Source organism: Kribbella sp. NPDC004875 (genome assembly GCF_042873375.1).
Lineage (GTDB): Bacteria > Actinomycetota > Actinomycetes > Propionibacteriales > Kribbellaceae > Kribbella.
In genome coordinates, this window is sequence record NZ_JBIALI010000002.1 from 285,343 (window position 1) to 309,497 (window position 24,155).

The 24,155-nt window shown below is 67.8% G+C and carries 21 protein-coding genes; 10 read left to right on the plus strand and 11 right to left on the minus strand.

All coding sequences use genetic code 11. The features are described 5' to 3' along the window. Positions 1 to 48 precede the first annotated feature (48 nt). From pulA to ACFYRH_RS12500, 5 genes are all read right to left on the minus strand, one after another. Positions 49 to 5,706, minus strand: coding sequence for a pullulanase-type alpha-1,6-glucosidase (gene pulA / locus ACFYRH_RS12480; protein WP_387772532.1), 5,658 nt, complete (start codon positions 5,704 to 5,706; stop codon positions 49 to 51). Positions 5,707 to 5,779: 73 nt separating this feature from the next. Continuing rightward, positions 5,780 to 6,514: an NAD-dependent deacetylase gene (locus tag ACFYRH_RS12485; protein WP_387772535.1), complete on the minus strand. Its 735-nt coding sequence runs from the start codon at positions 6,512 to 6,514 to the stop codon at positions 5,780 to 5,782. Next, positions 6,511 to 7,065, minus strand: a complete 555-nt coding sequence (locus ACFYRH_RS12490; protein ID WP_387772538.1) for a GNAT family N-acetyltransferase — start codon at positions 7,063 to 7,065, stop codon at positions 6,511 to 6,513. Before ACFYRH_RS12490 ends, ACFYRH_RS12485 begins: the two co-directional genes overlap by 4 nt. A gap of 13 nt (positions 7,066 to 7,078) precedes the next feature. Continuing rightward, positions 7,079 to 7,291, minus strand: a complete 213-nt coding sequence (locus ACFYRH_RS12495; RefSeq protein WP_387772541.1) for a sulfurtransferase TusA family protein — start codon at positions 7,289 to 7,291, stop codon at positions 7,079 to 7,081. After that, positions 7,288 to 8,403 carry a cysteine desulfurase family protein gene (locus tag ACFYRH_RS12500; protein WP_387772544.1) on the minus strand — a complete coding sequence of 372 codons (1,116 nt, stop codon included), beginning with the start codon at positions 8,401 to 8,403 and terminating at the stop codon, positions 7,288 to 7,290. Before ACFYRH_RS12500 ends, ACFYRH_RS12495 begins: the two co-directional genes overlap by 4 nt. A gap of 94 nt (positions 8,404 to 8,497) precedes the next feature. Between ACFYRH_RS12500 and coxB the strand changes: the two genes are divergently transcribed. From coxB to ACFYRH_RS12525, 5 genes are all read left to right on the plus strand, one after another. Beyond that, positions 8,498 to 9,385, plus strand: a complete 888-nt coding sequence (gene coxB, locus ACFYRH_RS12505; RefSeq protein WP_387772547.1) for a cytochrome c oxidase subunit II — start codon at positions 8,498 to 8,500, stop codon at positions 9,383 to 9,385. A 119-nt stretch (positions 9,386 to 9,504) separates the two neighbouring features. Beyond that, a complete protein-coding gene (ctaD, locus tag ACFYRH_RS12510) occupies positions 9,505 to 11,175 on the plus strand; it encodes a cytochrome c oxidase subunit I (RefSeq protein WP_387775248.1) in 1,671 nt (556 codons plus the stop codon). Next, positions 11,172 to 11,567 carry a cytochrome c oxidase subunit 4 gene (locus tag ACFYRH_RS12515; RefSeq protein WP_387772550.1) on the plus strand — a complete coding sequence of 132 codons (396 nt, stop codon included), beginning with the start codon at positions 11,172 to 11,174 and terminating at the stop codon, positions 11,565 to 11,567. The genes ctaD and ACFYRH_RS12515 overlap by 4 nt, the downstream gene beginning before the upstream one ends. 199 nt (positions 11,568 to 11,766) lie before the next feature. After that, entirely contained in the window at positions 11,767 to 13,005 is a 1,239-nt protein-coding gene (locus ACFYRH_RS12520; RefSeq protein WP_387772553.1) for an Ig-like domain-containing protein, read from the plus strand. Positions 13,006 to 13,164: 159 nt separating this feature from the next. Continuing rightward, positions 13,165 to 14,538 carry a serine/threonine-protein kinase gene (locus ACFYRH_RS12525; protein ID WP_387772556.1) on the plus strand — a complete coding sequence of 458 codons (1,374 nt, stop codon included), beginning with the start codon at positions 13,165 to 13,167 and terminating at the stop codon, positions 14,536 to 14,538. On the opposite strand, the gene ACFYRH_RS12530 is transcribed toward ACFYRH_RS12525, so the two are convergent. Then, complete coding sequence (locus tag ACFYRH_RS12530; RefSeq protein WP_387772559.1) at positions 14,539 to 15,312, minus strand: alpha/beta fold hydrolase; 774 nt, start codon at positions 15,310 to 15,312, stop codon at positions 14,539 to 14,541. A gap of 40 nt (positions 15,313 to 15,352) precedes the next feature. Here ACFYRH_RS12530 and ACFYRH_RS12535 point away from each other — a divergent pair, with 40 nt between their 5' ends. Continuing rightward, complete coding sequence (locus ACFYRH_RS12535; RefSeq protein ID WP_387772562.1) at positions 15,353 to 15,817, plus strand: MarR family winged helix-turn-helix transcriptional regulator; 465 nt, start codon at positions 15,353 to 15,355, stop codon at positions 15,815 to 15,817. A 50-nt stretch (positions 15,818 to 15,867) separates the two neighbouring features. On the opposite strand, the gene ACFYRH_RS12540 is transcribed toward ACFYRH_RS12535, so the two are convergent. From ACFYRH_RS12540 to ACFYRH_RS12555, 4 genes are read right to left on the minus strand one after another with little or no spacing between them, the layout of a single operon-like run. Continuing rightward, complete coding sequence (locus tag ACFYRH_RS12540; protein ID WP_387772565.1) at positions 15,868 to 17,541, minus strand: cytochrome bc complex cytochrome b subunit; 1,674 nt, start codon at positions 17,539 to 17,541, stop codon at positions 15,868 to 15,870. Then, positions 17,538 to 18,566 (minus strand): Rieske 2Fe-2S domain-containing protein, encoded by a 1,029-nt coding sequence (locus ACFYRH_RS12545; protein WP_387775251.1) that lies wholly within the window; start codon positions 18,564 to 18,566, stop codon positions 17,538 to 17,540. The genes ACFYRH_RS12540 and ACFYRH_RS12545 overlap by 4 nt, the downstream gene beginning before the upstream one ends. Positions 18,567 to 18,589: 23 nt before the next feature. Then, positions 18,590 to 19,456: a c-type cytochrome gene (locus ACFYRH_RS12550; protein ID WP_387772568.1), complete on the minus strand. Its 867-nt coding sequence runs from the start codon at positions 19,454 to 19,456 to the stop codon at positions 18,590 to 18,592. Beyond that, on the minus strand, positions 19,453 to 20,115 hold the full coding sequence (locus tag ACFYRH_RS12555) for a heme-copper oxidase subunit III (protein WP_387772570.1): 663 nt from the start codon (positions 20,113 to 20,115) through the stop codon (positions 19,453 to 19,455). The genes ACFYRH_RS12550 and ACFYRH_RS12555 overlap by 4 nt, the downstream gene beginning before the upstream one ends. 82 nt (positions 20,116 to 20,197) lie before the next feature. Between ACFYRH_RS12555 and ACFYRH_RS12560 the strand changes: the two genes are divergently transcribed. Genes ACFYRH_RS12560 through trpD form a run of 3 tightly spaced genes read left to right on the plus strand, consistent with a single transcriptional unit; the run spans position 20,198 to position 22,628 of the window. Then, positions 20,198 to 21,115 carry a cytochrome c oxidase assembly protein gene (locus tag ACFYRH_RS12560; RefSeq protein ID WP_387772573.1) on the plus strand — a complete coding sequence of 306 codons (918 nt, stop codon included), beginning with the start codon at positions 20,198 to 20,200 and terminating at the stop codon, positions 21,113 to 21,115. Between the two features lie 45 nt (positions 21,116 to 21,160). Beyond that, entirely contained in the window at positions 21,161 to 21,580 is a 420-nt protein-coding gene (locus tag ACFYRH_RS12565) for a hypothetical protein (protein WP_387772576.1), read from the plus strand. Positions 21,581 to 21,584: 4 nt separating this feature from the next. Then, a complete protein-coding gene (gene trpD / locus ACFYRH_RS12570) occupies positions 21,585 to 22,628 on the plus strand; it encodes an anthranilate phosphoribosyltransferase (protein ID WP_387772579.1) in 1,044 nt (347 codons plus the stop codon). Between the two features lie 72 nt (positions 22,629 to 22,700). Here trpD and ACFYRH_RS12575 read toward each other — a convergent pair whose 3' ends face one another. Next, positions 22,701 to 23,381, minus strand: coding sequence for a hypothetical protein (locus ACFYRH_RS12575; protein ID WP_387772582.1), 681 nt, complete (start codon positions 23,379 to 23,381; stop codon positions 22,701 to 22,703). A gap of 180 nt (positions 23,382 to 23,561) precedes the next feature. Here ACFYRH_RS12575 and ACFYRH_RS12580 point away from each other — a divergent pair, with 180 nt between their 5' ends. Then, positions 23,562 to 23,993 (plus strand): hypothetical protein, encoded by a 432-nt coding sequence (locus ACFYRH_RS12580; RefSeq protein WP_387772585.1) that lies wholly within the window; start codon positions 23,562 to 23,564, stop codon positions 23,991 to 23,993. Positions 23,994 to 24,155 lie beyond the last annotated feature (162 nt).

Here is a 24,155-nt window from a genome sequence, read left to right on the forward strand (position 1 = left end):
GTCAGGGACGGCAAGGGCCTGACAACCCGAAGGTTTCTTGACGCGGCACTAGTGCTGGAGGAGTACGGCGACGGTTCGGGGTGGGACTGTGGTGGTGCCGGTTGTGGGGGACCAGGTGGTTTGTTTGACGACTGGGTCGGTGCCGTTGGACTGGATGGGGGAGAGGGACAGGTTGGCGCCGGTCAGGGCGGGGATGGTTTGGGTGACCGTTGAGGCGGTGGAGTTGAAGACGACCAGGGCGCCCTTCAGCGCGGGGTCGACGTCCGGGCCTACGGTGTCGTCGATGCGCATGGTGATGACGCCGGGGGTCTTGCCGCTGAGCGGGAAGGTCAGCTTCTGATTGATCAGGGCTGCTGAGCCCAGCCGGAAGAGCGGTGTGGAGAAGCGGAGCTTGAGGAGATCGGCTGCCGCACCGGAGGCCGTCGCCACGTCGGTGGGTGACGGCTTCAGGGCCGGGTTGGCGAGTAGCGGCTTGATGTACGACCACTTCGCCTCGTTGTCCGCCTTCGGCGGGAGCCCGTGACCGAAGCCGTTGTCGGCGCCGGTCCAGTCCAGCGTGTTGAACCAGTCGCCGGAGTCGTACGAGTTGCGGTCCAGCGACTTGCTGCGCAGCATGTCCGCGCCGGCGTGCCAGAACGACGGCGTCTGCGCCAGTGCGGTCGTTGCCAGCGACAACGTGTTCATCCGGATCCGGTCCGCCATCGGCATCGTCGTCGGCAGCTTGTACGTCAGCGTGTCCCACAACGTCTCGTTGTCGTGCGCGTCGACGTAGGTGATCACCTCGTCCGGCTGATCGGCGTACCCGGCCGGTGAGCCGTTGTAGTCGATCTGGTCGCCGCGGACCACGTCCCCGGACGACGCCGACGTGAAGCGGAACGACCGGAGGTTGCCGGCCAGGCCGAGCTGCACCAGGTCGGTGTCGTGGGCGAGCCGCTGCGCGCGCTGGTCCGGCGTACCGTTCACCGGGTCGCCGTTCGGGTCGCTCGCCTCGCCGGAGCCGAAGCCCTGCACGCGCGGGTTGTCGTCGAACGGCCCGCCGCCGCGTACCGCGTCCCGCAGCCGGTCCGAGAACGTGCCGATGCCGGTGCCGCCGAGGTTGCCCTGCCGCGCCTGGACGAACAGCGCGTCGTTCGCCACCTCGCCGAAGTTCCAGCCCTCGCCGTACAGGTAGATCGACTTGCCGTCCACGCCGTCCTTGGCGAGCGTCAGCTTGTCGAGCGCGGCCCGGATCTTCAGCATGTTCGACTTGGTGTGGTGGCCCATCAGGTCGTAGCGGAAGCCGTCGACGTGGTAGTTGCGTGCCCAGCTCACGGTGCCGTCGACCATGATCTTCTCGGCCATGGCGTGCTCGGTCGCGATGTTGCTGCAGCAGGTCGAGTTCTCGACCGTCCCGGTGGCGTTGAGCCGCTGGTAGTAACCGGGCACGATCTGGTCCAGCACCGACGTCGGCGCCTGACCGGCTGCCGGTGTGTGGTTGTAGACCTGGTCGAGTACGACGCGCAGCCCTGACTTGTGCAGCCCGCCCACCATCGTGCGGAACTCGGACACCCGAGCCAGACCGTCCTTCTGCGTCGCGTAAGACCCCTCCGGCGCCAGCCAGTGGTACGGGTCGTAACCCCAGTTGAAACCGTCCTTCGCGGCCACAGACGTCACACAGGCCTGCTGCTGCTCGGAGTCCGGCGGCAGCGCCTTGAGATCGCACGCCGGTGTCTGCTGCCCGGTCTCCGGGATCGACGCGATGTCGAACGTAGGCAATAGGTGCACCGTGTTGAGCCCAGCAGCCTTCAGCGTCCGCAGGTGCTTCGTCCCGTCACCCTCGTCAGCGAACGCCAGATACGTACCGCGGTGCGCGGTCGGCACCGTGTTGTCGTTGATCGAGAAGTCCCGGACGTGCAGCTCGTAGATAGTCGAGTCGACGCCTCTGGCGAGCTTCGGCGACGGGGTGCTCGACCACAGCGCCGGCTTGCCCGCCGGGTCGTTCAGATCGGCGGCAACGGAGTACGCCGAGTCCGTGGTCAACGCGACCGAGTACGGGTCCGTGACGACGTTGGTCTCCACCTTGCGGGTGCTGGGCGCGTAGACCGTCACCTCATAGCGGTACGACGCGTTCTTCCACGACCGTGGTCCACGCACCGACCAGGAGCCGTCGTCGTTGCGCTTCATGGCGACTGCGCTAGAGCCAACGAGCAGCCGGACGCTCTGTGCGGTGGGAGCCCACAACGTGAACGTCGGCTGACCGCCGCTCCACGTGACGCCGTACGAGCGTCCAGTGGCGTTCCCGTAGACGTCGTCGAGCACACCGGGGATCTGCACACCCGTCGCGTCGAGCAGCCGGCCTGTGCCGTCGTACTGCGCGAGTCCTAGCTGACCGGTGAGGATCTTCTGGGCGTCAGCGTGGTCGAGGCGGAGCGTGGTGTAGCCCGGCTTGACCTCGGCGGGGTCGTACCGCAGACCGGCCGAGGAGCCGCCGATGTCGTCGGCGTCCACCTTGAGCGAGCCGGTGTCCGACCAGTGCAGGCGCCAGCGGTACCGCTCCGGGTGGGCGACGGCCGGTACGGCGAGGGTGTCTCGGTTCAGCCAGTACGCCTTCGCCTGGCCGAGGTCGGGCTGCGCACCGGGCTTGGATGTCGTCACCGTGAACTGGTGGGTCGCGAGCACGTACGAGAACGTGACGACCAGACCGTCGGCCGGCACCGCGACCGGCACGTTGTTCGCCGGATAGCTCTCGTCCCAGGACAGGTTGTGCGCGACCTTCGCCTCATAGTTGCCCGCCTTCAACTCGCTGGTGGACCAGGTGTACGTGCCGTCCCCGTCCTCGTCGGTCAACCAGGGTCGCATGCAGGACGGGTCCCAGTCGGCCGGGCAGCCCAGCTCGGACTGGAACGACCCGGGCACCGTGATGATCGGTCCCTGCGCGCTGGACGTGACGTAGTGCCGCCCGTGCTCGTAGTAGAAGGTGACCGGCCCGTTCGGTGCGGTGTAGGAGATGTTGGCGCCGTTCTGCGCGCCACCGGCACCGTAGTTCTCGTCCCAGGTCTTGTTGATCGCCGCCTTGTAGGCGTGCTCACCCGCGGGGATCGTGTAGGTGCCCTTCCACACCTTGTCCTTCGGGTCGAGCGTCAATTGCGCCTGGTCGCAGTCAGGTGACCAGTCAGCCGCGCAGCCCATCTCCGAGTTGTGGTCGCCCGGCACCGACACATTGGCCGGCTGCACGACCGGACCGGTGCTGCCACCACCCCCACCGGGGGCGGCAGCGTCGCCGACCACGCCGTACGACCCCGAGACCGAGTAGTTGCCCGAGGCATCGCGTAGTACGGCGCGGTACTCGAGCAGCGTCCCCTTCGGCATACCCATGACGTCCTGGAAGACGCGGTACGGCGCGTTGTCGTCGGAACCGAGCCGCTTCCACTCCGACGTACCCACAGGTCGGTAGCCGAACGTCACAGTCGCCGGTGTGTTCTCCGGGACCGCTGCGGCGATCTCAGTGCGCCCACCGACCGTGGCGCCGAGTTCCGGCGAGCTCATGTACACAGCCGGTGCCTTGGCGCGTGGCGGGACCTTGGTCTGCGCCTGGTACACCGTCACGGACAGGGGACCCTGGCTGAGGACCACGCGACCCTCACGGTCCGTCTTGACCGCCTTAGAGCCGCCATAGACCGGCTGGAGCCAAGTGTTCGGCCCGTACGTCGGAACCGTCGCAGAGGCCGCCGTTTTCGAGTTGTTCGCCACCACTAGGTACTCGATGTTGTCACTGCCCAGTCGACTGAACGCGTAGAGCCCGTTGGTGTTCGAGGAGTACCGGTGGACCTGCCGGCCGTCGGACAGAGCTGGGTACTTGGCCCGCAGCTTCGCCAGCTCCGCGATGTGCTTGTACATCGGCGAGTTGACGTCGTACCGGTCCTTGCTGCCGATCTTCGTCGTACCGGTGCCGTCGACGACCTCGTCGTCCGCGTAGTCGGCGGTCTTGGTCGCGAACATGTCCTGCCGCGCGTCCTTGTCACCACCCGGGCCGGTGAACCCCTGCTCGTCGCCGTAGTAGATGACGGGCTGGCCGCGGGTCAGGTACATCAGCGAGTGCGCCAGCTTGTCCCGGGCGAGCAGATCCGGACCGGCCGCGCCACTCTGCTGCAGGAACGTGCCGACGCGGCCCATGTCGTGGTTGCCGAGGAACGTCGGCAGCTCGTAGGCGTTGGAGTCCGTGTCGGTGTAGTAGTCGTCGTCCGCGTAGAAGTCCTGCAGCTTCGTACTCGGATCGCCCTTGGCGTAGGCGACCGCGTTCTGCTGGAATCCGAAGTCGAGCGTCGCCTGCAGAGCACCCTTGGTCGTGTACGTCGACATGAATTGCGGGTTCGCGTCGTACACCTCACCGAACATGAAGAAGTTCTTCGAGCCCGCGCTCTTCGCGGCGGCCAGGATCGCGGGCGAGAACTTCTCCCAGAACTCGATGTTCACGTGCTTCACGGTGTCGATCCGGAAGCCGTCGATACCGAACTCGGCCCAGGTCTTGTAGACGTCGATCATCCCGTCCCGGACCCGCGGCTGCTCCGTGAACAGGTCGTCCAGCCCGACGAAGTCGCCGTACTCCGCGCTCTCGCCGGCGAAGGTGGAGTCGCCGCGGTTGTGGTAGAGCGTCGGGTCGTTCAGCCAGGCCGGGACCTTCACGGTCGCGTCGGCGGGCGTACGGAACACCGGCACGTTCGGGAACGACGTGGCAGCGTCCAGTGGCGGGAAGGTGTCGCCGGCGGCGTACTGCTTGTCGTCGAAGACGTTGCCATTGGCATCTTTATAGGGAGAAGCCGATTTGGGGACGTAGCCGTACTGGTGCGACTGGTAGTCGATCACGTCCGCGGTGTGGTTGGTGATGATGTCGAAGAAGACCTTCATACCCTTCGCGTGCGCGAGTGTGATGAGCTTCTTCATGTCCGCGTTGGTGCCCAGGTGCGGGTCGATCCGGGTGAAGTCGGTGATCCAGTAGCCGTGGTACCCGGCGCTCACGTCGGCGCCGGAGCCCTGCACCGGGCGGTTCTTGAACGACGGGGTCAGCCAGATCGACGTCGTACCGAGGGACTTGATGTAGTCGAGTTTCTGCATCACGCCGGCCAGGTCGCCGCCGTGGTAGAAGCCCTTGTCCGTCGGGTCCAGTCCGGTCTGCAGGCGGTCGCCGGTGAGACCGCCGGCGTCGTTGGACTTGTCGCCGTTGGCGAACCGGTCCGCCATCAGGAAGTAGAAGCGCTCCTTGGTAAGATCCGGGCGTAGGCTCGGTGTCGCGAGCGTCTTGTCCGCAGCGGTCACCGTCGGGCCGGCCAGCTCAACCGGCTTCACCGTCACACTGTGACTGGTGTCGTTGTAGCTGAATTCCAGCTTGGCCGGACCCTCGATCCGCAACGGGATGTTCGGTCCGTTCAGTACCCCGCCGGCGCCGTAGTTCTCGTCCCAGCCCTTGTTGACCGTGACCTTGAACTCGTACGACCCAGCCGGTACGTCGAACACCTTCGTGTACGGCGCACTCGCGCCCAGACTGGTCGCGTCGCAGCCCGGGTCCCAGTCACCCGCGCAGCCGAGCTCGCTCTGCAGCGACCCCGCGAGCGTGATCACCCGCTCCGCCGCGACCTGAGCCGGTGCTGGTGTCGCAGTCCCTATCCCCAGCCCCAGCACGGCCACCGCGGCCGCCGTGAATCCTGCAGTCCAACGCTTCACTCCGCGCATCGCGGTCCCCTCCCGCCGACTCACCTGCGGGGGACGGTAGCGGCAGGCGTTTACCGTGAGGAGGGCTCAAATGTCACGGTCGGGTCACGAGGTCCGGAAGTGTCGTCTCGATCGGCGTACGCACGACAGCGGTCGCCTCCTCGTCGTACGGCGTGGCCTGCGCGTTCACGATGATCAGCGGCTTGCCGGCCTTCAACGCGAGGTCGCAGAGACCTGCGGCCGGGTAGACCTGCAGTGAGGTGCCGACGGCCAGAAAGACCTCAGCCTCCGCGGTAGCCGCCGCGGCGCGTTCGAGGACGGTCCGGTCGAGCGACTGGCCGAAGGACACCGTGGCCGACTTCAGGATGCCGCCACACACCTCACACACCGGGTCCTCGTCACCGGACTCGAGGCGGGGGAGTACGTCGGCCAGCGGGATCTGCCGATCGCACTGGAGACAGTCGACGTACCAGACCGTCCCGTGGAGTTCGTGGACCAACTCCGGTGACGATCCGGCCTTCTGGTGCAGGCCGTCGACGTTCTGCGTCATCAGGCCGGTCAGACGTCCCTGGCGCTCCAGCTCGACCAGTGCGAGATGCCCGGCGTTCGGCTCAGCAGTCCACGCCGGTACGGCGAGGCGGTGCTTCCACGTCGCCACGCGCACCTCCCGACTGGCGACGTACTCGTCGATGTCGAACATCGCCTCCGCGGCCGGGTCCTTCGTCCAGACCCCCTGCGGCCCCCGGAAGTCGGGGATCCCCGACGCCGTCGAGATCCCGGCCCCGGTCAGTACGGCGATGCGTCCAGCGTCCCTGAGAGCGTCGATCACACCCCCGACGGTATCCATTCGGTGGCCAGAACGGACATCAGCACCTCGTCGACCCACTCGCCGTCCCAGCGGAGCGCGTCCCGCAGTACGCCCTCGGTCCGGAAGCCGGCCTTCTCGTAGGCACGCTGCGCTCGCGGGTTGAACGCGTACACGCCAAGGCTGATCCGGTGCAGGCCGAGCTGCTCGATCCCGTAGCCGACGATCAGCCGGGTCGCCTCCGTGCCGAGTCCACGGCCCTGACCGGACGGGCCGATCAGGATGCGGAAGTTGCAGCACTGGTTGTCGGGGTCCCAGTCGTTCAGCACTGCCTCACCGACGACCGCACCGCACGCGCGGTCGACGATGACCAGGTCGAGCCGGTCGGTCTGGTCCTTGCGGGTCCGGATCCACTCGCGGGCCTGCTCCTCACCGATCTCGGCGTGACTGCCGGTCAGCCGCCGGACGTCCGGGTCGTCGATGGCAGCGCGCAGCGCGTCGTAGTCGCCCGCCTCCATGGGACGCAGCGTCACCAGATCCCCGATGAGTGTGGGCTTGTGCGCAAAGTCGGTCACAGAGCGGAGTGTTTCAGCTGACCCGCCGGACGACGTACCGGTTTTCGCCGGCCGACACCAGGTCCTGCGAGCGCATCCGGCACCACGCCGGGATATCGGTCGCCGCGGCCGGGTCGTCCGCCAGCACGGTGACGGTGTCGCCGACGGCAACGGTCGGTAGCGTCTTGGCCAGCTTGATCACCGGGAGTGGGCACAGCAGGCCGAGACAGTCCAGGTCGACGTTCACATCCCCACCTCCGCGCGGATCCGCTCCACGATCCCAGGCAGCACCGAGCAGAAGCGCTGCACGTCCGCATGGGTGGTGTCGCGGCTGAGGGAGACACGGACGTTGCCGTGCGTCAGTACGCCCATGGCGGCCAGCACGTGCGAGGGGCGCAGGGTGCTCGACGTACAGGCCGAGCCGCTGGAGACAGCGAAGCCCTCGGCGTCCAGCGCGGTCACCAGTGCCTCACCGTCGACGTAGAGACAGGAGAAGGTGAGGATGTGGGGCAGCCGGTCGTCCGGATCGCCCACCACCTCGACGTCGGGAACTTCCGCTGCGACCCGATGCCGGATCTCGTCGACCCAGGCCCGGTGCTGCTTGTCCAGCTCGGCCAGCTCGGCACTCCGGGCCTGCAGTGCGGCGGCGGCAGCCAGCGTGTTCGGTACGTCCGGGAAACCAGGGGAGAGGCCGTCCTCCCGCTCATCCATCGGCCAGGCCGGAGCAATCCGCGTGCCCTTCCGAACCGCCAGCAACCCCACACCGGCCGGTCCGCCCCACTTGTGCGCACTTGCCGCCAGCACCGACCACCCCGCCGGTACGACGTCGTGCCCGACGGAAGCGGACGCGTCAACAAACAGCGGTACGTCGCCACACGCCGCCGCTGCCGCGGCGATCGGCTGGCGGGTCCCGACCTCGTGATTCGCGGACTGCAGCGCAGCCACCGCGACACCCGGCTCCTGGACTGCCCGCGTGAACGCCTCGAGGTCGACCCGGCCCTGCATGTCCACTCCGACCTCGACTCCGGACTCACCGGCGGTGTGCAGTACTGCAGAGTGCTCGACCGCGCTGTGCACGATCGCCGTACCGATCCGGCGTCTGGCGGCGCGGACCGCGGACAGTCCGGACCGGATGGCCGCCGTGCCGGAGGTGGTCAGGTACAGCTCGTCCGGGCGTACTCCGACGGCGTCGGCGAGCACCGCGCGGGCGTTGTCCAGCAGCAGTCTCGCGGTCCGCCCCTCGTGGTGCAGACGCACCGGATCGGCCCATCCGGAATCCACTGCCGAGAGCAACATCTCCCGGGCCGCGGGATGCATCGGCTCCGCCGACGCGGCGTCCAGATACGTACGCTCGCTCACACGGGAAACGCTAAGCCCTACCTATGCGCAGGACCGCAGAAGGTGTCCAGTAGTGTTTGGTCGTCAGTCTCACTTGGGAAGGGAAAGGCGCCCCGTGGGTTCGAACGGCACGCCCGGAGTGGACGAGCGACCGGCAGGTTCTGCCGGCGCCACACGTCCGGCGAAGCGACGCCTGCTGGTCGGTGCGGCAGTGGTGCTCGGCACCCTGCTGATGACCGGTTGCTCGTCGGCGACCACTGAGCAGTGGAAACGACTCGGTCTGCCCGAGGGTGCGTCCGACCGGACCGAGTCGGTCCGAAGCCTCTGGATCGGCGCCTGGATCGCCGCTCTGATCGTCGGCGTGATGGTCTGGGGCCTGATCCTCTGGGTCGTCGTGCGGTACCGCAGGCGCAACGACGACGCCCCCCGGCAGGTGCGGTACAACCTGCCGCTCGAGGTGCTCTACACCTTGGCGCCGTTCGCGATCATCGGTGTGCTGTTCTTCTACACCGTCGAGCACGGCAACAAGATCACCGCGATGTCGGCGAACCCGCAGCACACCGTGAACGTGGTGGGCCAGCAGTGGCAGTGGACCTTCAACTACAAGGACACCGTCGACGGCAAGGAGGGCGTCTGGGAGACCGGCACGCTCGACAAGCCGGCCACGCTGTGGCTGCCGGTGAACGAGTCGGTCAAGTTCGACCTGACCTCGCCGGACGTCATCCACTCCTTCTGGGTGCCGTCGTTCTACTTCAAGCTCGACGTGATCCCGGGCCGGACGAACAAGTTCGAGCTGACCCCGACCAAGACCGGCACCTTCGCCGGCAAGTGCGCGGAGCTCTGCGGGCTCTACCACAGCCGGATGGTGTTCAGCGTCAAGGTGGTCTCCCGTGACGAGTACGACGCACATCTGAAGGAACTGGCCGCCAAGGGCCAGACCGGCGCCGCAACCGGTGGCGCCGACGCCACCACCATTCCCGGTTCAGGGGAGGGCGAGAAGTGACGGACTTCGCCGAGCGCACCGGCGCCATCGGCAGCACCACCGCGCTACCGCGGCGGCGCAGCAAGGGCCAGCTGCTGGTCAAGTACCTGACCACGACCGACCACAAGCTGATCGGGCACATGTACCTGGTCACGTCGTTCGCGTTCTTCCTGATCGGCGGCGTGATGGCGCTGCTGATCCGCGCCGAGCTGGCCAAGCCGGGCCTGCAGATCGTGAACGAAGAGGTGTACAACCAGCTCTTCACGATGCACGGCACGATCATGCTGCTGCTGTTCGCGACCCCGCTGTTCGTCGGCTTCGCGAACGAGATCATGCCGATCCAGATCGGTGCCCCGGACGTCGCGTTCCCGCGGCTGAACATGTTCAGCTACTGGCTGTTCCTGTTCGGCGGCACGATCACCATCAGCGGCTTCTTCACCCCGGGCGGCGCGGCCGACTTCGGCTGGTTCGCCTACGCCCCGCTGTCCAACGCGGTCCGCTCGCCGGGTGTCGGCGGTGACCTGTGGATCATGGGTCTGTGGATGGCCGGTCTGGGCACCATCCTCGGTGCGGTCAACTTCGTCACCACGATCATCACCATGCGCGCTCCGGGTATGACGATGTTCCGGATGCCGATCTTCACCTGGAACATCCTGGTGACCTCGATCCTGGTGCTGATCGCCTTCCCGATCCTGGCCGGCGCGCTGCTGGTCCTGGAGGCGGACCGAACACTCGGTGCACACGTCTTCGACGCCGCGAACGGCGGGCCACTGCTGTGGCAGCACCTGTTCTGGTTCTTCGGGCATCCCGAGGTCTACATCATCGCGCTGCCGTTCTTCGGCATCATCACCGAGATCCTCCCGGTCTTCAGCCGCAAGCCCGTCTTCGGCTACATCGGTCTGGTCAGCGCGACCCTCGGTATCGCGGTCCTCTCGGTCGCGGTCTGGGCGCACCACATGTTCGTCACCGGCGCGGTGAACCTGCCGTTCTTCTCGTTCATGACGTTCCTGATCGCGATCCCGACCGGCGTGAAGTTCTTCAACTGGATCGGCACGATCTGGGGCGGGTCGGTGTCGTTCGACACCCCGATGCTCTGGTCGATCGGGTTCCTGACCACCTTCCTCTTCGGTGGCCTGACCGGCATCATCCTGGCCTCGCCGGCCCTGGACTACCAGCTGTCCGACTCGTACTTCGTGGTCGCGCACTTCCACTACGTCGTGTTCGGCACCGTGGTGTTCGCGATGTTCGCGGGCTTCTACTACTGGTGGCCGAAGTTCACCGGGCGGATGCTCGACGAGCGGCTCGGCAAGCTGCACTTCTGGCTGCTCTTCATCGGGTTCCACACCACGTTCCTCGTGCAGCACTGGCTGGGCGTCGAGGGCATGCCGCGGCGCTACGCGTCGTACGGCGCCAACGAGGGCTTCACCACGCTGAACGAGGTGTCGAGTGTCGGCGCCTTCGTCCTCGGCCTGTCGATGCTGCCGTTCTTCTACAACGTATACAAGTCGCGGAAGTCGCCGCTGGTCGGCGTCGACGACCCGTGGGGCTGGGGCCGCTCGCTGGAGTGGGCGACCAGCTCCCCGCCGCCGCGGCACAACTTCGAGAAGCTGCCGCGGATCCGGTCCGAGTCGCCGGCGTTCGACCTGCACCACGCCGACCTGGCGCTGGCGGAGTACCCGGACAACCGGGCGGGCGCCGACAACCTGCTGGACGCGGGCGACGACCAGGGGCGCGTCGAGCACCTGAAAGAGCAGCTCGACGAGTCCGGTGACAGCTCCGATGCCGGGACCGAAGGGAAGGACAAGGCGTGAAGGTCGAAGCCTGGGTCTTCGGGATCCTGAGCGTTTTCGTGGTGGTCGTCACGCCGATCTACTGGCTGATGTCCGGCGACCCCACCGGCACCACCGCGCTGGTGATGGTGTTCTTCCTGTCGCTGCTGGTGGCGTTCTACCTGAGCGTCACCGCCCGGCGGATGGACGCCCGGCCGGAGGACCGCAAGGAAGCGGAGATCGTCGAAGGAGCCGGCGAGCTCGGCTTCTTCCCGCCGTACTCGTGGTGGCCGCTGTGGTGCGCGCTGACCCTGTCGGTGGTGGTGCTCGGCATCGTGTTCGGCTGGTGGCTGTTCATCGCCGGCTGTGGCATCGGCATCGTCACCCTGAGCGGTTTCATCTTCGAGTACTACCGCGGGGACCACGCTCACTAGTTGAGAGTCGTACGAAAAACGCCGACCGGGAACGAACCGGTCGGCGTTTTCGTGCGTCTTTAAGGAGTGCCGACGGTACGGACTGTTGCGGTCCGTACCAGTTCGGTGGCGATGCTATGCAGGGAAATGTCAGTGCGGCAGGTTACCCTTACCGCGGTTTGACTAAACAGGGGAGAGCTGGGGAATGGTGAGCAGTTCGGTGAGGAAGCACGGCCTTGCCGTGGCGGGGATCTGCGTGCTGCTGCTGGCCGGCACGGCGTGTAGCGACACGAAGGCCGATGGTGGCGGCAGCGGCGGCCAGTCGACGCCGAGCAACTCGACGTCGCAGAACTCGCCGGGGGCCTCCGGCACGCCGTCGTCGACCCCGTCGGAGTCGACTCCCGCGGCAAACATCGCGATCGTGCCTGCCAAGGGCGCCACGTCGGTGCAGCCCGACAAGCCGGTCACGGTCACCACGACGGCCGGCAAGCTCACCGCGGTGACGCTGAAGGACGACGACGGCGACAAGGTCACCGGCAGCTTCAACACCGACAAGACCCAGTGGACCTCGGTGCCGCAGCTCAAGCCCGGCGCGTCGTACACGCTGAGCGGCTCCGCCGAGGGCACCGACGGGGCCAGCGTCCCGATCAGCTCGTCCTTCAAGACGCTGAAGGCGACCAAGAGCCTGAAGGCCTCGGTCGTTCCGCTGAACGGTGAGACCGTCGGCGTCGCGCTGCCGATCCAGATCTTCTGGAACAACCCGGTCAAGGACCGTGCCGCGGTCGAGAAGCGGCTGTCGGTGAAGACCTCGGTCCCGGTCGACGGCAGCTGGCACTGGGTGAGCAGCAAGCAGGTCAACTACCGGCCGAAGGACTACTGGCCGGCCGGCACGAAGGTGACGGTGAACATCGACACCCAGGGCGTGGCCGCGGGCAACAACACCTGGGGCACCGCCAGCCGGAAGATCGAGTTCAGCATCGGCAAGTCGGTGGTCAGCAACGTCAACGTGAAGAAGCACACGATGACGGTGACGATCAACGGCAAGTTGGCCCGGACGATCCCGATCACCGCCGGCAAGGACGGCTTCACCACCCGCAGCGGGGTGAAGGTGATCATGGAGAAGTTCACCACCAAGCGGATGGACGCGGCGACCGTCGGCATCAAGCCCGGCGACCCCGAGTACTACAACATCAGCAACGTGAAGTGGGCCCAGCGCGTCACCAGCTCCGGTGAGTTCATCCACGGTGCCCCGTGGTCGGCCGGCAGCCAGGGCAGCGCCAACGTCAGCCACGGCTGCGTCGGCATGAGCCTCGCCGACGCCCAGTGGTTCTTCAACCAGACCCTGCGCGGCGACCCGGTGATCGTCACCGGCACCACCCGCCACATGGAGCCCGGCAACGGCTGGACCGACTGGAACACCACCTGGGCCAAGTACAAGGCCGGCTCCGCCCTGTCCTGACCCCACTAGCACACCGCCGAAGGGCGGCCCGACTCGATCGGGCCGCCCTTCGGCCGGTTCAGCGCCGGCCTGATGTGGCCTGATGTGGCCGGGAGGGGCGGGAGAACCGGTGTGGCGTTTACGCTCGGGGATCGGCGGTCACGGAGTGTCCGTGGCTGGGTGAGGACTCCGGAGTGGTTCGTGGCGGACGGTGTGCAGCGGCTGGTCGGTGGTCGGTACCGGTTGATCGACGAGCTCGGGTCCGGTGGGTTCGGCCGGGTCTGGCGGGCCCGGGACGAGACCCTCGCGGTCGACGTCGCGATCAAGGAGATCGGCCTCCCGGACGGGCTCTCCGAGCGGGCGCGTGCCGACGTACTCCGGCGGGCCGAGCGGGAAGCGCGGAACGCGGCCCGGCTCCGCGCACACCCGAACGTGGTCGGGGTGCACGACATCCTGGCCGACCGCGGTACGGCGTGGATCGTCATGCAGCTCGTCGACGGCCGATCTCTCGCCGATCGCCTGAAGGCAGGCGGCCGCCTCCCGATCCCCGAGGTACGGCGGATCGCGGAAGGACTCCTCGATGCGCTCGAGGCAGCGCATGCCGCCGGGATCGTGCATCGCGACGTGAAGCCGGGCAACGTCCTGCTCGGCTCCGACGGTGACGTGCAGCTGGCCGACTTCGGGATCGCCGTTCATCTCGCCGACACCACCCTGACCGCGGTCGGCACGATCATGGGCTCCGCGCAGTACGCCGCACCCGAGCGCCTGCGCGGTACCGACGGACTGCCCGCGAGCGATCTGTTCTCGGTCGGCGCCACGCTGTACGAGGCAGTGGAGGGCGTCGCGCCGTTCCATCGCGACACGGTCCAGGGGACGATCGCCGCGGTGCTGATGGAGGATCCGCCGGAGCCGCAGCACGCGGGGGAGCTCGGGCCTCTGATCGACGGACTGCTGCTGAAGGACCCTGACGAGCGCCCCAATCTGGCAGCAGCCCGCAGGCTGCTCGACTCGTCGGCGACCACGAGCCCGGTACGCACCAAGAAGTTGCCGGAAGCTCCACCCCGCAAGCGCCCAGAGCCACCCCGCAAGCGCCCAGAGCCACCCCGCAAGCGCCCAGAGCCACCCCGCAAGCGGCCGGAGCCACCCCGCCAGCGTGCAGAGCCGAAGGGCGCGAAGAAGCAGGAGTCCTCCACCACGGGTGGCATGCTGGGACTGGTACTCGTGGTCGCGCTGATCGTTGCCGCGGTCTACTTCAAGCCCCAGCTCGGCGGGCTGTTCAGCTCGACAGCGCCGGCGAACGCCGAGCGAATGGTGACCGCGTCGAAGGGTGACTGCGCAGGTAAGGCCGATACCAACGAGGCGGACAACTACCGCGTCGTGCCGTGCTGGTACGGGGCCGCCGACCGTCGCGTGATCTCGGTGCAGGACGCAAGCAACTCGGAGATGGTCGACGGCGCCGCCGAACGCACTTGCTCCGATGGCACCGACACCGGCACGAAGTACACCGTGGCGTCCGGCTCCGGCTGGCGCATCCTCTGTCTCGCCACCAAGTGATCACCCGGTGAGCGCGTCCACCACCGCGTCCGCATGCAGCGCAGGCAGTGAGTGGTGGCTGGCGTCGGGGACGTGTACGACGGTGGCGCCGGCGGACTCCGCGCGCTGAGCTACCGCCTCTGGGTCATGAGCCTTGCTGCGGTCAGCGACGAGGACGAGTGTCGGCGGCAAGCCGGTGAGGTCGGTCGGGCGGCGCGGCCGCACTGGGCGCGTCGTGGGCTCGAGTGAGCCGAGAGCCGCCAGATGCAGCCAGTCCTCGGGTACAGGCAGGCCCTGGGTCTCCCAGCGGATGAAAGCCTCGTGACGGCGCTCTGACGGCTTGAGAAGCATCGGGAGGGCTCTGGCCACGTACGACGGTTTGAGGCCGCTGAAGCAGTCCGTGGGGTCAATCAGGGCCAGTTTCCGTACAGGCGTCTGCAACGCGTACGTGAGGGCGACCCAGGCGCCGTACGAGTGGCCGACCAGGAAGGGGTCGTCCAGGCCCTTCATGACGCCGGAGAGCCAGTTCACGAGGTCGCTGGTGGTGCGGGGTGGGGGAGCGGTGCTGAGGCCGGCGTCGCCGGGGAGGTCGGGGGCGTAGACGCGATGTTGCTCGGCGAGGCGCGGGGCGACCGCGAACCAGACCGGTGCAGTGGCGCCGTGGCCGGCCAGGAGGACGACGGGCGGGGCGTCGGTGGGGCCACAGACGTTCACGTGGGTGCCGTCGAGGTCGAGGTGCTCCACCGGGACGTCCCAGCGGGCCAGCAGAGCGTCGTACGCGTCCTGGAAACTCATGATCCCGAGAATAGCTCACTGAGTGAGGTAAATTGAGGGTATGCGAGAAGGAGTGACGCCGGCCGACCCGGACCGTGCCGCGGCGCTGGGGCTGGTGCACCAGCTGCGCGAGGTCGCGTTGCGGCTCGAGCTGGCTGTTGGGGAGTTCGCCAGGACGACCGGTCTGCACAACACCGACGTACGGGCGCTGGTTCGCCTCCTGGACGCCGAACGCGCCGGACTGGACGCGACGCCCAGCTGGCTAGCCCAACAGCTCGGTATGACCTCTCAAGCGACTACCGCGGTCATCCACCGCCTGGAGACCGCCGGCCACCTCGAACGCCTCAGAAGCCGCACAGACGGTCGCAGCTCCCGCTTGCAGGTCACCGACACCGCCGTAGCCCTCGGCTGGCAGTTCTTCGGCCCTCTCCTCGACCGCTTGATCACCACCACGCAGACCCTCGACAGGTTCGACCAGACCGTCGTCAAGGACTACCTGACCGCCGTTTCCGACGCTCTCGGATAGACAGAAGAGCCTCCGGCTAGTGCCGGAGGCTCTTCTCGTTCGGTACGACGTCAGGAGCGGTCGCTCGTGACCTCGCGGTAGGTTTCGGTCTCTTCGGTCAGCTCGTGGATCTCGTCGGCGTCGTGAGCGTGCTCCTGCGCCTCGCGGAGTTCCTCGGCCGTCGGCTTCTGGACCGCGTCCGCGTAGTAGAACCGGGACAGTGCGGCCCGGGCCTTGTTCAGTGCCCGGCGCGGGGCGCGGACACCGTTCTCATCGGTCTCCGGACCGATCTCGTGCGGCACGAGCCGGTCCCGTGCGGTCAGCGAGTAGGCCTCGTACGTCGAGATCGGCTGGTGCTTCTCGGTGTACTTGCCGTTCGCGTCCCGCACGATCACACCGGTCTCCAGGCCGTGCAGCAACCGGTCCCGGTCGGCGCGCTGGAGCGAGATCGCCCAGCGGCGGGTCACCCAGAAGGCCAGGATCGGGCCCAGGATCACCGCGAACCGCAGGAACCAGGTCACGGCGTTCAGCGAGATACCGAAGTGGGTGGCGATCAGGTCGTTACCACCACCGACCCACAGCAGGCCGTAGAAGGTGATGAACGCGACCCCGATACCGGTCCGGGTCGGGACGTCCCGCGGCCGGTCGAGCAGGTGGTGCTCCCGCTTGTCGCCGGTGATCCACCCCTCGATGAACGGATAGAGCGCGACCAGCGTGACGAACGCCGGCGGGATGATCAACGCGGGTATCAGCAGGTTCCAGCTGATCGTGATGCCCCAGAAGGTCGACTCGAAGCCGGGGAAGATCCGGACCGAGCCTTCCAGCCAGCCCATGTACCAGTCCGGCTGCGAGCCCGCGGTCACCTCCGCGGGGTTGTACGGCCCGTACAACCAGACCGGGTTGATCTGCATCAGGGCACCCATCAGGGCGGTAATGCCGAACACCACGAAGAAGAAGCCGCCGGCCTTCGCCATGTACACCGGGAACAGCGGGTAGCCGACCACGTTCTTCTGGGTCCGGCCAGGACCGGCGTACTGCGTGTGCTTGTGGTACACGACCAGGAACAGGTGCACCGTGACCAGGGCCAGGATGATGCCCGGGATCAGCAGCACGTGGACGATGAAGAATCTGGAGACGAAATCGTCGCCCGGGAACTCACCGCCGAAGATGAAGAAGTTCAGATACGTGCCGATCACCGGTGACGCCTGGATCATGCCGTTGGTGATCCGCAGACCGGTACCGGACAGCAGGTCGTCGGGGAGGCCGTAGCCGATGAAGCCCTCGATGATGCCGAGGAACAGCATCCCGAAGCCGACCAGCCAGTTCAGCTCACGCGGCTTGCGGAACGCGCCGGTGAAGAACATCCGGAGCAGGTGCACCATCATCGCGGCGATGAACAGCACGGCCGCCCAGTGGTGGATCTGCCGGATCAGCAGACCGCCGCGGACGTCGAAGGTGATGTTCAGCGTCGAGGCGTAGGCCTCCGACATGTGCAGGCCCTTGAGCAGGCTGTACGAGCCCTGGTACTCGACCTCGGCCATCGACGGCTTGAACCAGAAGGTCAGGAAGGTGCCGGTGAGGATCAGGATGATGAAGCTGTAGAGCGCGATCTCACCGAGCATGAAGGACCAGTGGTCGGGGAAGACCTTACGCAGGTTCTTCTTCCCGATCTTCGCGATGCCGAGGCGATCGTCGACCCACTTGACCGGTCCAGGGAACTCTGTGTTTGTTGACACTGTTGTCACCCTCGTTCGAAGAAGCTCGGGCCGACCGGCTCGTGGAAGCCGCTCTGCGCTACCAGGTAGCCCTCACCGTCCACTGCCAAAGGTAGCTGAGGGAGCGGGCGGGCCGCAGGGCCGAAGACGACCTTGGCGCCGTCGGAGAGGTCGAAGGTCGACTGGTGGCACGGGCAGAGCACGTGGTGCGTGGTCTGCTCGTACAGCGAGATCGGGCAGCCGACGTGGGTGCAGATCTTCGAGTAGCAGAGGATCCCGTCCACGCCCCAGTTCTCCCGGCCGGGTGGGGTGCGGATCTCGCTCGGCTTGATCCGGACCACGATCACCGCGGCCTTCGCCTTGGCGTTCTGGTACTCCGTCGGGTTCTCTTCCTGCAGCGGCGCCAGGTTGGCCGGTGCCGCGTTCACCAGCTGGCCGACGACCAGGTCGGACGGCTTGAGCGGGCGGTCCGTGACGTCGTTGACGACGCGGATGCCCTTCGCCCAGATCGTGTTGTACAGCGCCCGGCCCGGCAGCGGGCCCAGGTCGCGGAGGAGCACGATGGCCGGCAGGCCCAGCGCGGCGAGCGCACCGATCAGCGAGTTGCGGATCATCTTGCGGCGACCGAAACCGGACTCGGCGGCGCCTTCCTTGAAGGCCTCGGTGATCTCGGCGATCTGCTCGGGCGAGGAGTGCGCAGGGTGCCGGTCCTCGGCGATCTCCTCGTCGACCATCAGCTTCTTGGCCCACTGGATCGCACCGGCGCCGATCAGGAACAGGGCCAAGCCGAGGCACAGGCCGATGACCATGTTGTTGGCGTTGCCGGACAGCGGGCCGAACACGATCTGCGAGTCCCGCGGAATCGCGAAGTACGCCACGCAGGCGCCCAGCACCAGCACCGTGGCCAGGCCGAACATCGTCGCCACCTGCCGCTCGGCGCGGTCGGCGGCCTTCGGGTCGATGTCGGTGATCCGCGGCTCGTGCGGCTCGATGCCCGGGTCCGGGATCGGCTCGGCGACCTCGACGGCACCGTGGTGCTCGTCCTCGGCCTTCACCGCCGGAAGGTTCTTGTCATCGCTCACTTGGCCTTCGCTCCCTTGGCCTTGACGCCCTTGGCGCCGATCCAGACCGCTACGCACACCAGGACGCCGATGCCGACGAACCAGCCCCAGAGGCCCTCGGAGACCGGGCCGAGCCGGCCGAGGCCGAAGCCACCCGGGTCCTTCTGGTTCTGCAGCGCCTTCAGGTAGGCAATGATGTCGCGCTTGTCCTCCGGCTGCATGACCTGGTCGGAGAAGACCGGCATCTGCTGCGGGCCGGTCAGCATGGCCTCGTAGATGTGCTTCTCACTGACGCCCATCAGCGACGGCGCGTACTTGCCGTTCGGCAATGCGCCACCGCGGCCGGCGAAGTTGTGGCAGGCCGTGCAGTTGGTGCGGAACAGCTCGCCACCGCGGGTGACCTGCTCGTCGGTGGCCTTGCTCACGTCGTACGACTCCGACGCCGGGACCGCGGGACCGGGGGCGAGCGAGGCGACGTACGCGGCCAGGGCCTCGATCTCCTCCTGCGAGTACGCCGGGGTCTTGCGCGGGATCTGCGAGCCGGGCTGCATGGCCGGCATCCGGCCGGTCCCGACCTGGAAGTCGACCGCGGCGGCGCCGACGCCGATCAGCGACGGTCCGGCCATCTTGCCCTCGCCGTTCCCGCCACCCTCGGCGTTCAGGCCGTGGCAGCTGGCGCAGCCGACCGCGAAGAGCTTCTTGCCCTCCTCGATCTGCTGGGACTGGGCCGAGTTGTCCGCCGCCGCGTCGTCAGGGGCGAAGGCGGCGTACGCCGAGCCGACTGCCAGGAGGCCGAACAGGAGCACGACGAGGCCGGCGGACCGGTGCCGTCGTCGCGCGGAGAGAAAGCGCGCCGGTGACAAGGAAGGTCTCTTCTCACTCATTTGAGCAGGTAGATGGTCGCGAACAGGGCGATCCAGACCACGTCGACGAAGTGCCAGTAGTACGACACGACGATCGCCGAGACGGCCTGTTCGTGGGTGAACTTACGAGCCATGTACGTCCTGGCCAGGACGAACACGAAAGCGATGAGGCCGCCGGTCACGTGCAGCGCGTGGAAGCCGGTCGCCAGGTAGAACACCGAACCGTAGGCGTTCGACGAGATGGTCAGGCCCTCGTGGACCAGCCCGGTGTACTCCGTCACCTGCCCGGCGACGAACACGGCGCCCATCAGGTAGGTGAGGATGAACCACTCACGCATACCCCAGCCGCGGATGTTCGCCAGCGAGCCGCTCCGGCCCACCTTGCCGTGCTCGGCGGCGAAGACGCCCGCCTGGCAGGTGAACGACGACGCGACCAGGATGAACGTGTTCACCGAGGCGAACGGCACGTCCAGCATGTGCGTCATTGCCTGCCACAGCGTCTCCGTCCCCGGAGCGGCGGCAGCGGTCGTCACCGACCGGATCGTGAAGTACGCCGCGAACAGGGCGGCGAAGAACATCAGTTCGCTCGAGAGCCAGACGATCGTGCCGACACTGACCATGCTGGGACGGTCGTGGTGTCCGTGTTCACGAGACGCTGGGAGCGCGGTTGCAGTGGCCACGCGGTCATTATGTCGGTCCTCGCTGTCGGCGCTACGACCACCCCCGTGCATGTCGCCGACTGGCGCTTTCTACTGTGGAAGCGTGCTTCCCCTTCACGCCACACCGGGCGACCAGATCGAGCCGCTCACGCCGGTCCGGTTGCTGACGGCATGGACCTTCGAGCCGGTGTTACTCGGCGTGATCATCCTGCTGGGCGCGGTCTATCTGTACGGCGTGCACAAGTTGCGCGCCCGCGGTGACAAATGGTCCCGCGGCCGGACGTTCTCCTTCGTCGGCGTCGGTCTGGGCAGTGCCGTGATCGCCACCCAGTCCGCCCTCGGCACGTACGACACGGTGCTGATCAGCGTGCACATGGTGCAGCACATGATCCTGTCGATGCTGACACCGCTCGCGATGGCCCTCGGCGCGCCGATCACGCTGGCGCTCCGGACGCTGCCACAGCGTCCGCGGAAGTGGTTGCTCTCCGTGTTGCACTCGCGGTTCGCGAAGGTGATGTGCTTCCCGCTGGTCGGCTTCACGCTGTTCGTCCTGAGCCCTTGGGCGCTCTACTTCAGCGGCTGGTACGACGCGACGCTCCGCTCGACCGTCCTGCACGACTTGCTGCACCTGCACTTCATCCTGGTCGGCGCGTTGTTCTTCTGGCCGCTGCTCGGGCTGGACCCGGTGCCGGGCCGGGTGATCTACCCGTTCCGGCTGATCCTGGTGTTCCTCACGCTGCCGTTCCACGCGTTCCTGGGGATCACGATCATGTCCGCGAACACGCTGATCGCCGAGGACTGGTACACCGGCTTCGGCCGCTCGTGGCCCCCGTCACCGCTGCACGACCAGTACATCGCCGGCGGTCTGCTGTGGGGATCCGGCGACCTCGTCGGGGTCGCGTTCTTCGCCGTCCTGTTCGTCCAGTGGGTGCGTGAGTCGCAGCGTGAGGCACGCCGCGAGGACCGCCGCCTGGACCGCTTGGAGGAACAGGCTCGCCGGGCCGGCCAGGCACCCCGGTAACATGCGCATGTCCACTCGTCACAGAACACAGCTTGGGATGGATCGATGAGTTCAGAGCGTCCGCTGAAGGTCCTGCTCTACAGCGACGACCGTACGACGCGGGAGTCCGTCCGGCTGGCCCTCGGGAAGCGGCCCGCCGCTGATCTGCCCGAGCTCGAGTACGTCGAGTGCGCCACCGAGCCGGCCGTGATCAAGACCATGGACAAGGGCGGCATCGACCTGGCCATCCTGGACGGCGAGGCCGTTCCGGCCGGCGGTCTCGGGATCGCCCGGCAGCTGAAGGACGAGATCTTCCAGTGCCCGCCGGTGCTGGTCATCACCGGCCGCCCGCAGGACGCCTGGCTGGCGACCTGGTCGCGGGCCGAGGGCGCGGTCTCGCACCCGATCGACCCGATCAAGATGGCCGAGGTCACCGCGGAGCTGCTCCGCCGCCGCCTGGCCAAGCTCCCCGCCACCACCGCCTGACCCAGTGGCCGCCTACACCTGGCCGCAGGTCATCGGTCCGCTGCTGCGGCACGAGGACCTGGAGGCCGCCGCCACCGCGTGGGCGATGGAGCAGATCCTGTCCGGTGCGGCCACCCCGGCGCAGCTGGCCGGGTTCGTGATCGCGCTGCGGTCCAAGGGCGAGACGGTGTCCGAGGTCGAGGGGCTCGTGCAGACGATGCGCGAGTTCGCCACCCGGATCAGCGTCCCGGGCCGGACGCTCGACGTCGTCGGCACCGGCGGTGACCAAGCACACACCGTGAACATCAGCACGATGTCCGCGATCGTTGCCGCAGGCGCCGGGGCGAAGGTCGTCAAGCACGGCAACCGCGCCGCCTCGTCGGCGTGCGGCGCGGCCGACGTACTCGAGGAGCTCGGGATCCCGCTCGACCTCACCGGGCCGCAGGTGGCCGAGGTGGGGGAGCGGGCCGGGATCACGTTCTGCTTCGCGTCGGCGTTCCACCCCGCGCTGCGGAACGCCGCGGTCCCGCGGCGGGAACTCGGCGTGCCGACGACGTTCAACCTGCTCGGCCCGCTGGCGAACCCGGGTGACCCGTCCGCGCAGGCGGTCGGGGTCGCCGACGGGCGGGTCGCCGGGCTGATGGCCGGCGTACTCGCGCGGCGCGGGATCGACGCGCTGGTGTTCCACGGTGACGACGGGCTCGACGAGCTGACCACGCGGACGACGTCCCAGGTGTGGACCGTCGGCGGCGGCAAGGTCGAGGGGCCGGTCACGCTGGACCCGCGGGACCTCGGGATCGAGCCGGTGTCGGCCGAGGCGCTGAAGGGCGCGGACGCGACGTACAACGCCAAGGTCGTCCGGGCGTTGGTCGAGGGCGAGCCGGGAGCGGTACGAGACGTCGTACTGCTGAACGCCGGGGCGGCGCTGGCGGCGTACACGCCCGAGGAGGGCACCGTGACGGCGCGGATCCGGGTCGGGATGGACCGGGCGGCCGAGGCGATCGACTCCGGGGCCGCGAAGGACGTGCTGGACCGGTGGATCGCCGCCTGCGCCGAGGTGCGCGGCTGATCGTCCTGATCGTCCTGATCGTCAGGTGATGGCAACAGGGGCCGGCGGGTGGTTGCACGCCGGCCCCTGCTGTTACTTCATAGTGATCTGACTGACCTTGTAGCGCCAGACGTTTTGCCAGGCGGGCGTGGATCCGGCGATGTCGGCGATCGAGACGTCCGCCGTACCGTCGCCGCGATCGATCACCGCGATCATCACCGTGGAGTAGGTCTCGGTCAGCTTCGGCACCTTCACCGCGACCTTCGCCACGATCTCGTGACCCGGGTGGCCACCGACGCTGATCGCCTTGTGGGTGGTGCCGGGCAGCACCTTGGCGTCCTTGTCGTACAAATTGACGATCGCGCGGCCGCCGATCTGCACCGCGGCCTCCTTGAGGCCGGCCGGGGTGTTCTTGTACGCGATGTCCGGCGGCAGTTGACCGAAGGCGACGTAGTTGCCCCAGCTCGCGCTCTTGCCGTCGTAGTTCTTGTGCACGGTCAGCCAGATCGCGGCGCCGCCCCAGAGCCCGGTGCGCTCGTAGTTGTTGCTCCAGGCCGAACTCATGATCGGCATGGAGTCATTGTTGGCGGCAAGCATCTCGGTACCGAGCACCTTGCCGACCGGGGTCGGCGTACTGGACGGCTTCGCCGAGGGGCTGATGGTCGCGATCGACTTCCCCTCCGACGGCAACGCCACCGGGGTGACGGCATCGGCTTTGGTCCAGATCCACCCCGCGCTCAGCCCGGTCGCCGCCAACGCGGTCACGACCAGCACGAGCGCACCAATCATCCGAGCCCGCCCGTTGACCCCAACCGGCGTCCCGTTACCACCGTCACTGCCAGGCCCCCGCCCACCATCAGCAGACAGCCCGCCGACGTACGCCGCCCGACCATCCCCCGCCACCCGAGGCCCGGGCCGACCGGCTTCCTGCCCGGGCTGCACTGATTGAGCGGCGTGCTGACCGGCTTGCTGGCGCGCCTGCCCTCCTGCACCCGGCAGGCCCGGCTGACCGGCTTGCTGACCCGGCTGCCCGGGCTGACCCGGCCGAGCGGCGTGCTGCCCACCCGGCGACGGCTGACCCGATTGCTGACCAGCCGAGCGCTGCTGACCTGCCTCCGGTCCACTCTGCTGAGCCCCAAGCGCCTGGTTCTGCCACCCAGCCGCCCGCTGCCCGGGCTGCTGCGCCTGCGGCTGCCCACCCCACATCTGCCCCGCCTGGGCCTGCCCAGCTTGCGGCTGACCGGCTTGCGGCGACTGTGGTTGTCCAGGGCGTTGCTGACCCGCCTGTGCCTGTGCCGACTGCGACTGACCCGGCGGGTACGGCTGACCCGGCGGGTACGGCTGACCCGGCTGCGGTTGCGGTTGGGTCGGCTGGGGCTGCGGTGACTGGGGTTGACCCCACTGCGGCTGTGACGGGTGCGGTTGACCCGATCGCGGGGCTCCAGCCTGCTGCTGACTTGGCTGCGGCTGGCCCCACTGCGGTTGCGGCTGCGGTTGGCCCGGCTGCGGGCGGTTCGGCTGCTGGTCGGCGTACTGCGGAGTCTGCGG

Coding starts and splice junctions, on each gene's coding strand:
- pulA (WP_387772532.1), bottom strand. CDS start 5,706: ATGCGCGGAGTGAAGCGTTGGACTGCAGGATTCACGGCGGCCGCGGTG.
- ctaD (WP_387775248.1), top strand. CDS start 9,505: ATGTACCTGGTCACGTCGTTCGCGTTCTTCCTGATCGGCGGCGTGATG.
- ACFYRH_RS12550 (WP_387772568.1), bottom strand. CDS start 19,456: ATGAGTGAGAAGAGACCTTCCTTGTCACCGGCGCGCTTTCTCTCCGCG.
- ACFYRH_RS12530 (WP_387772559.1), bottom strand. CDS start 15,312: ATGAGTTTCCAGGACGCGTACGACGCTCTGCTGGCCCGCTGGGACGTC.
- ACFYRH_RS12565 (WP_387772576.1), top strand. CDS start 21,161: ATGAGTTCAGAGCGTCCGCTGAAGGTCCTGCTCTACAGCGACGACCGT.
- ACFYRH_RS12535 (WP_387772562.1), top strand. CDS start 15,353: ATGCGAGAAGGAGTGACGCCGGCCGACCCGGACCGTGCCGCGGCGCTG.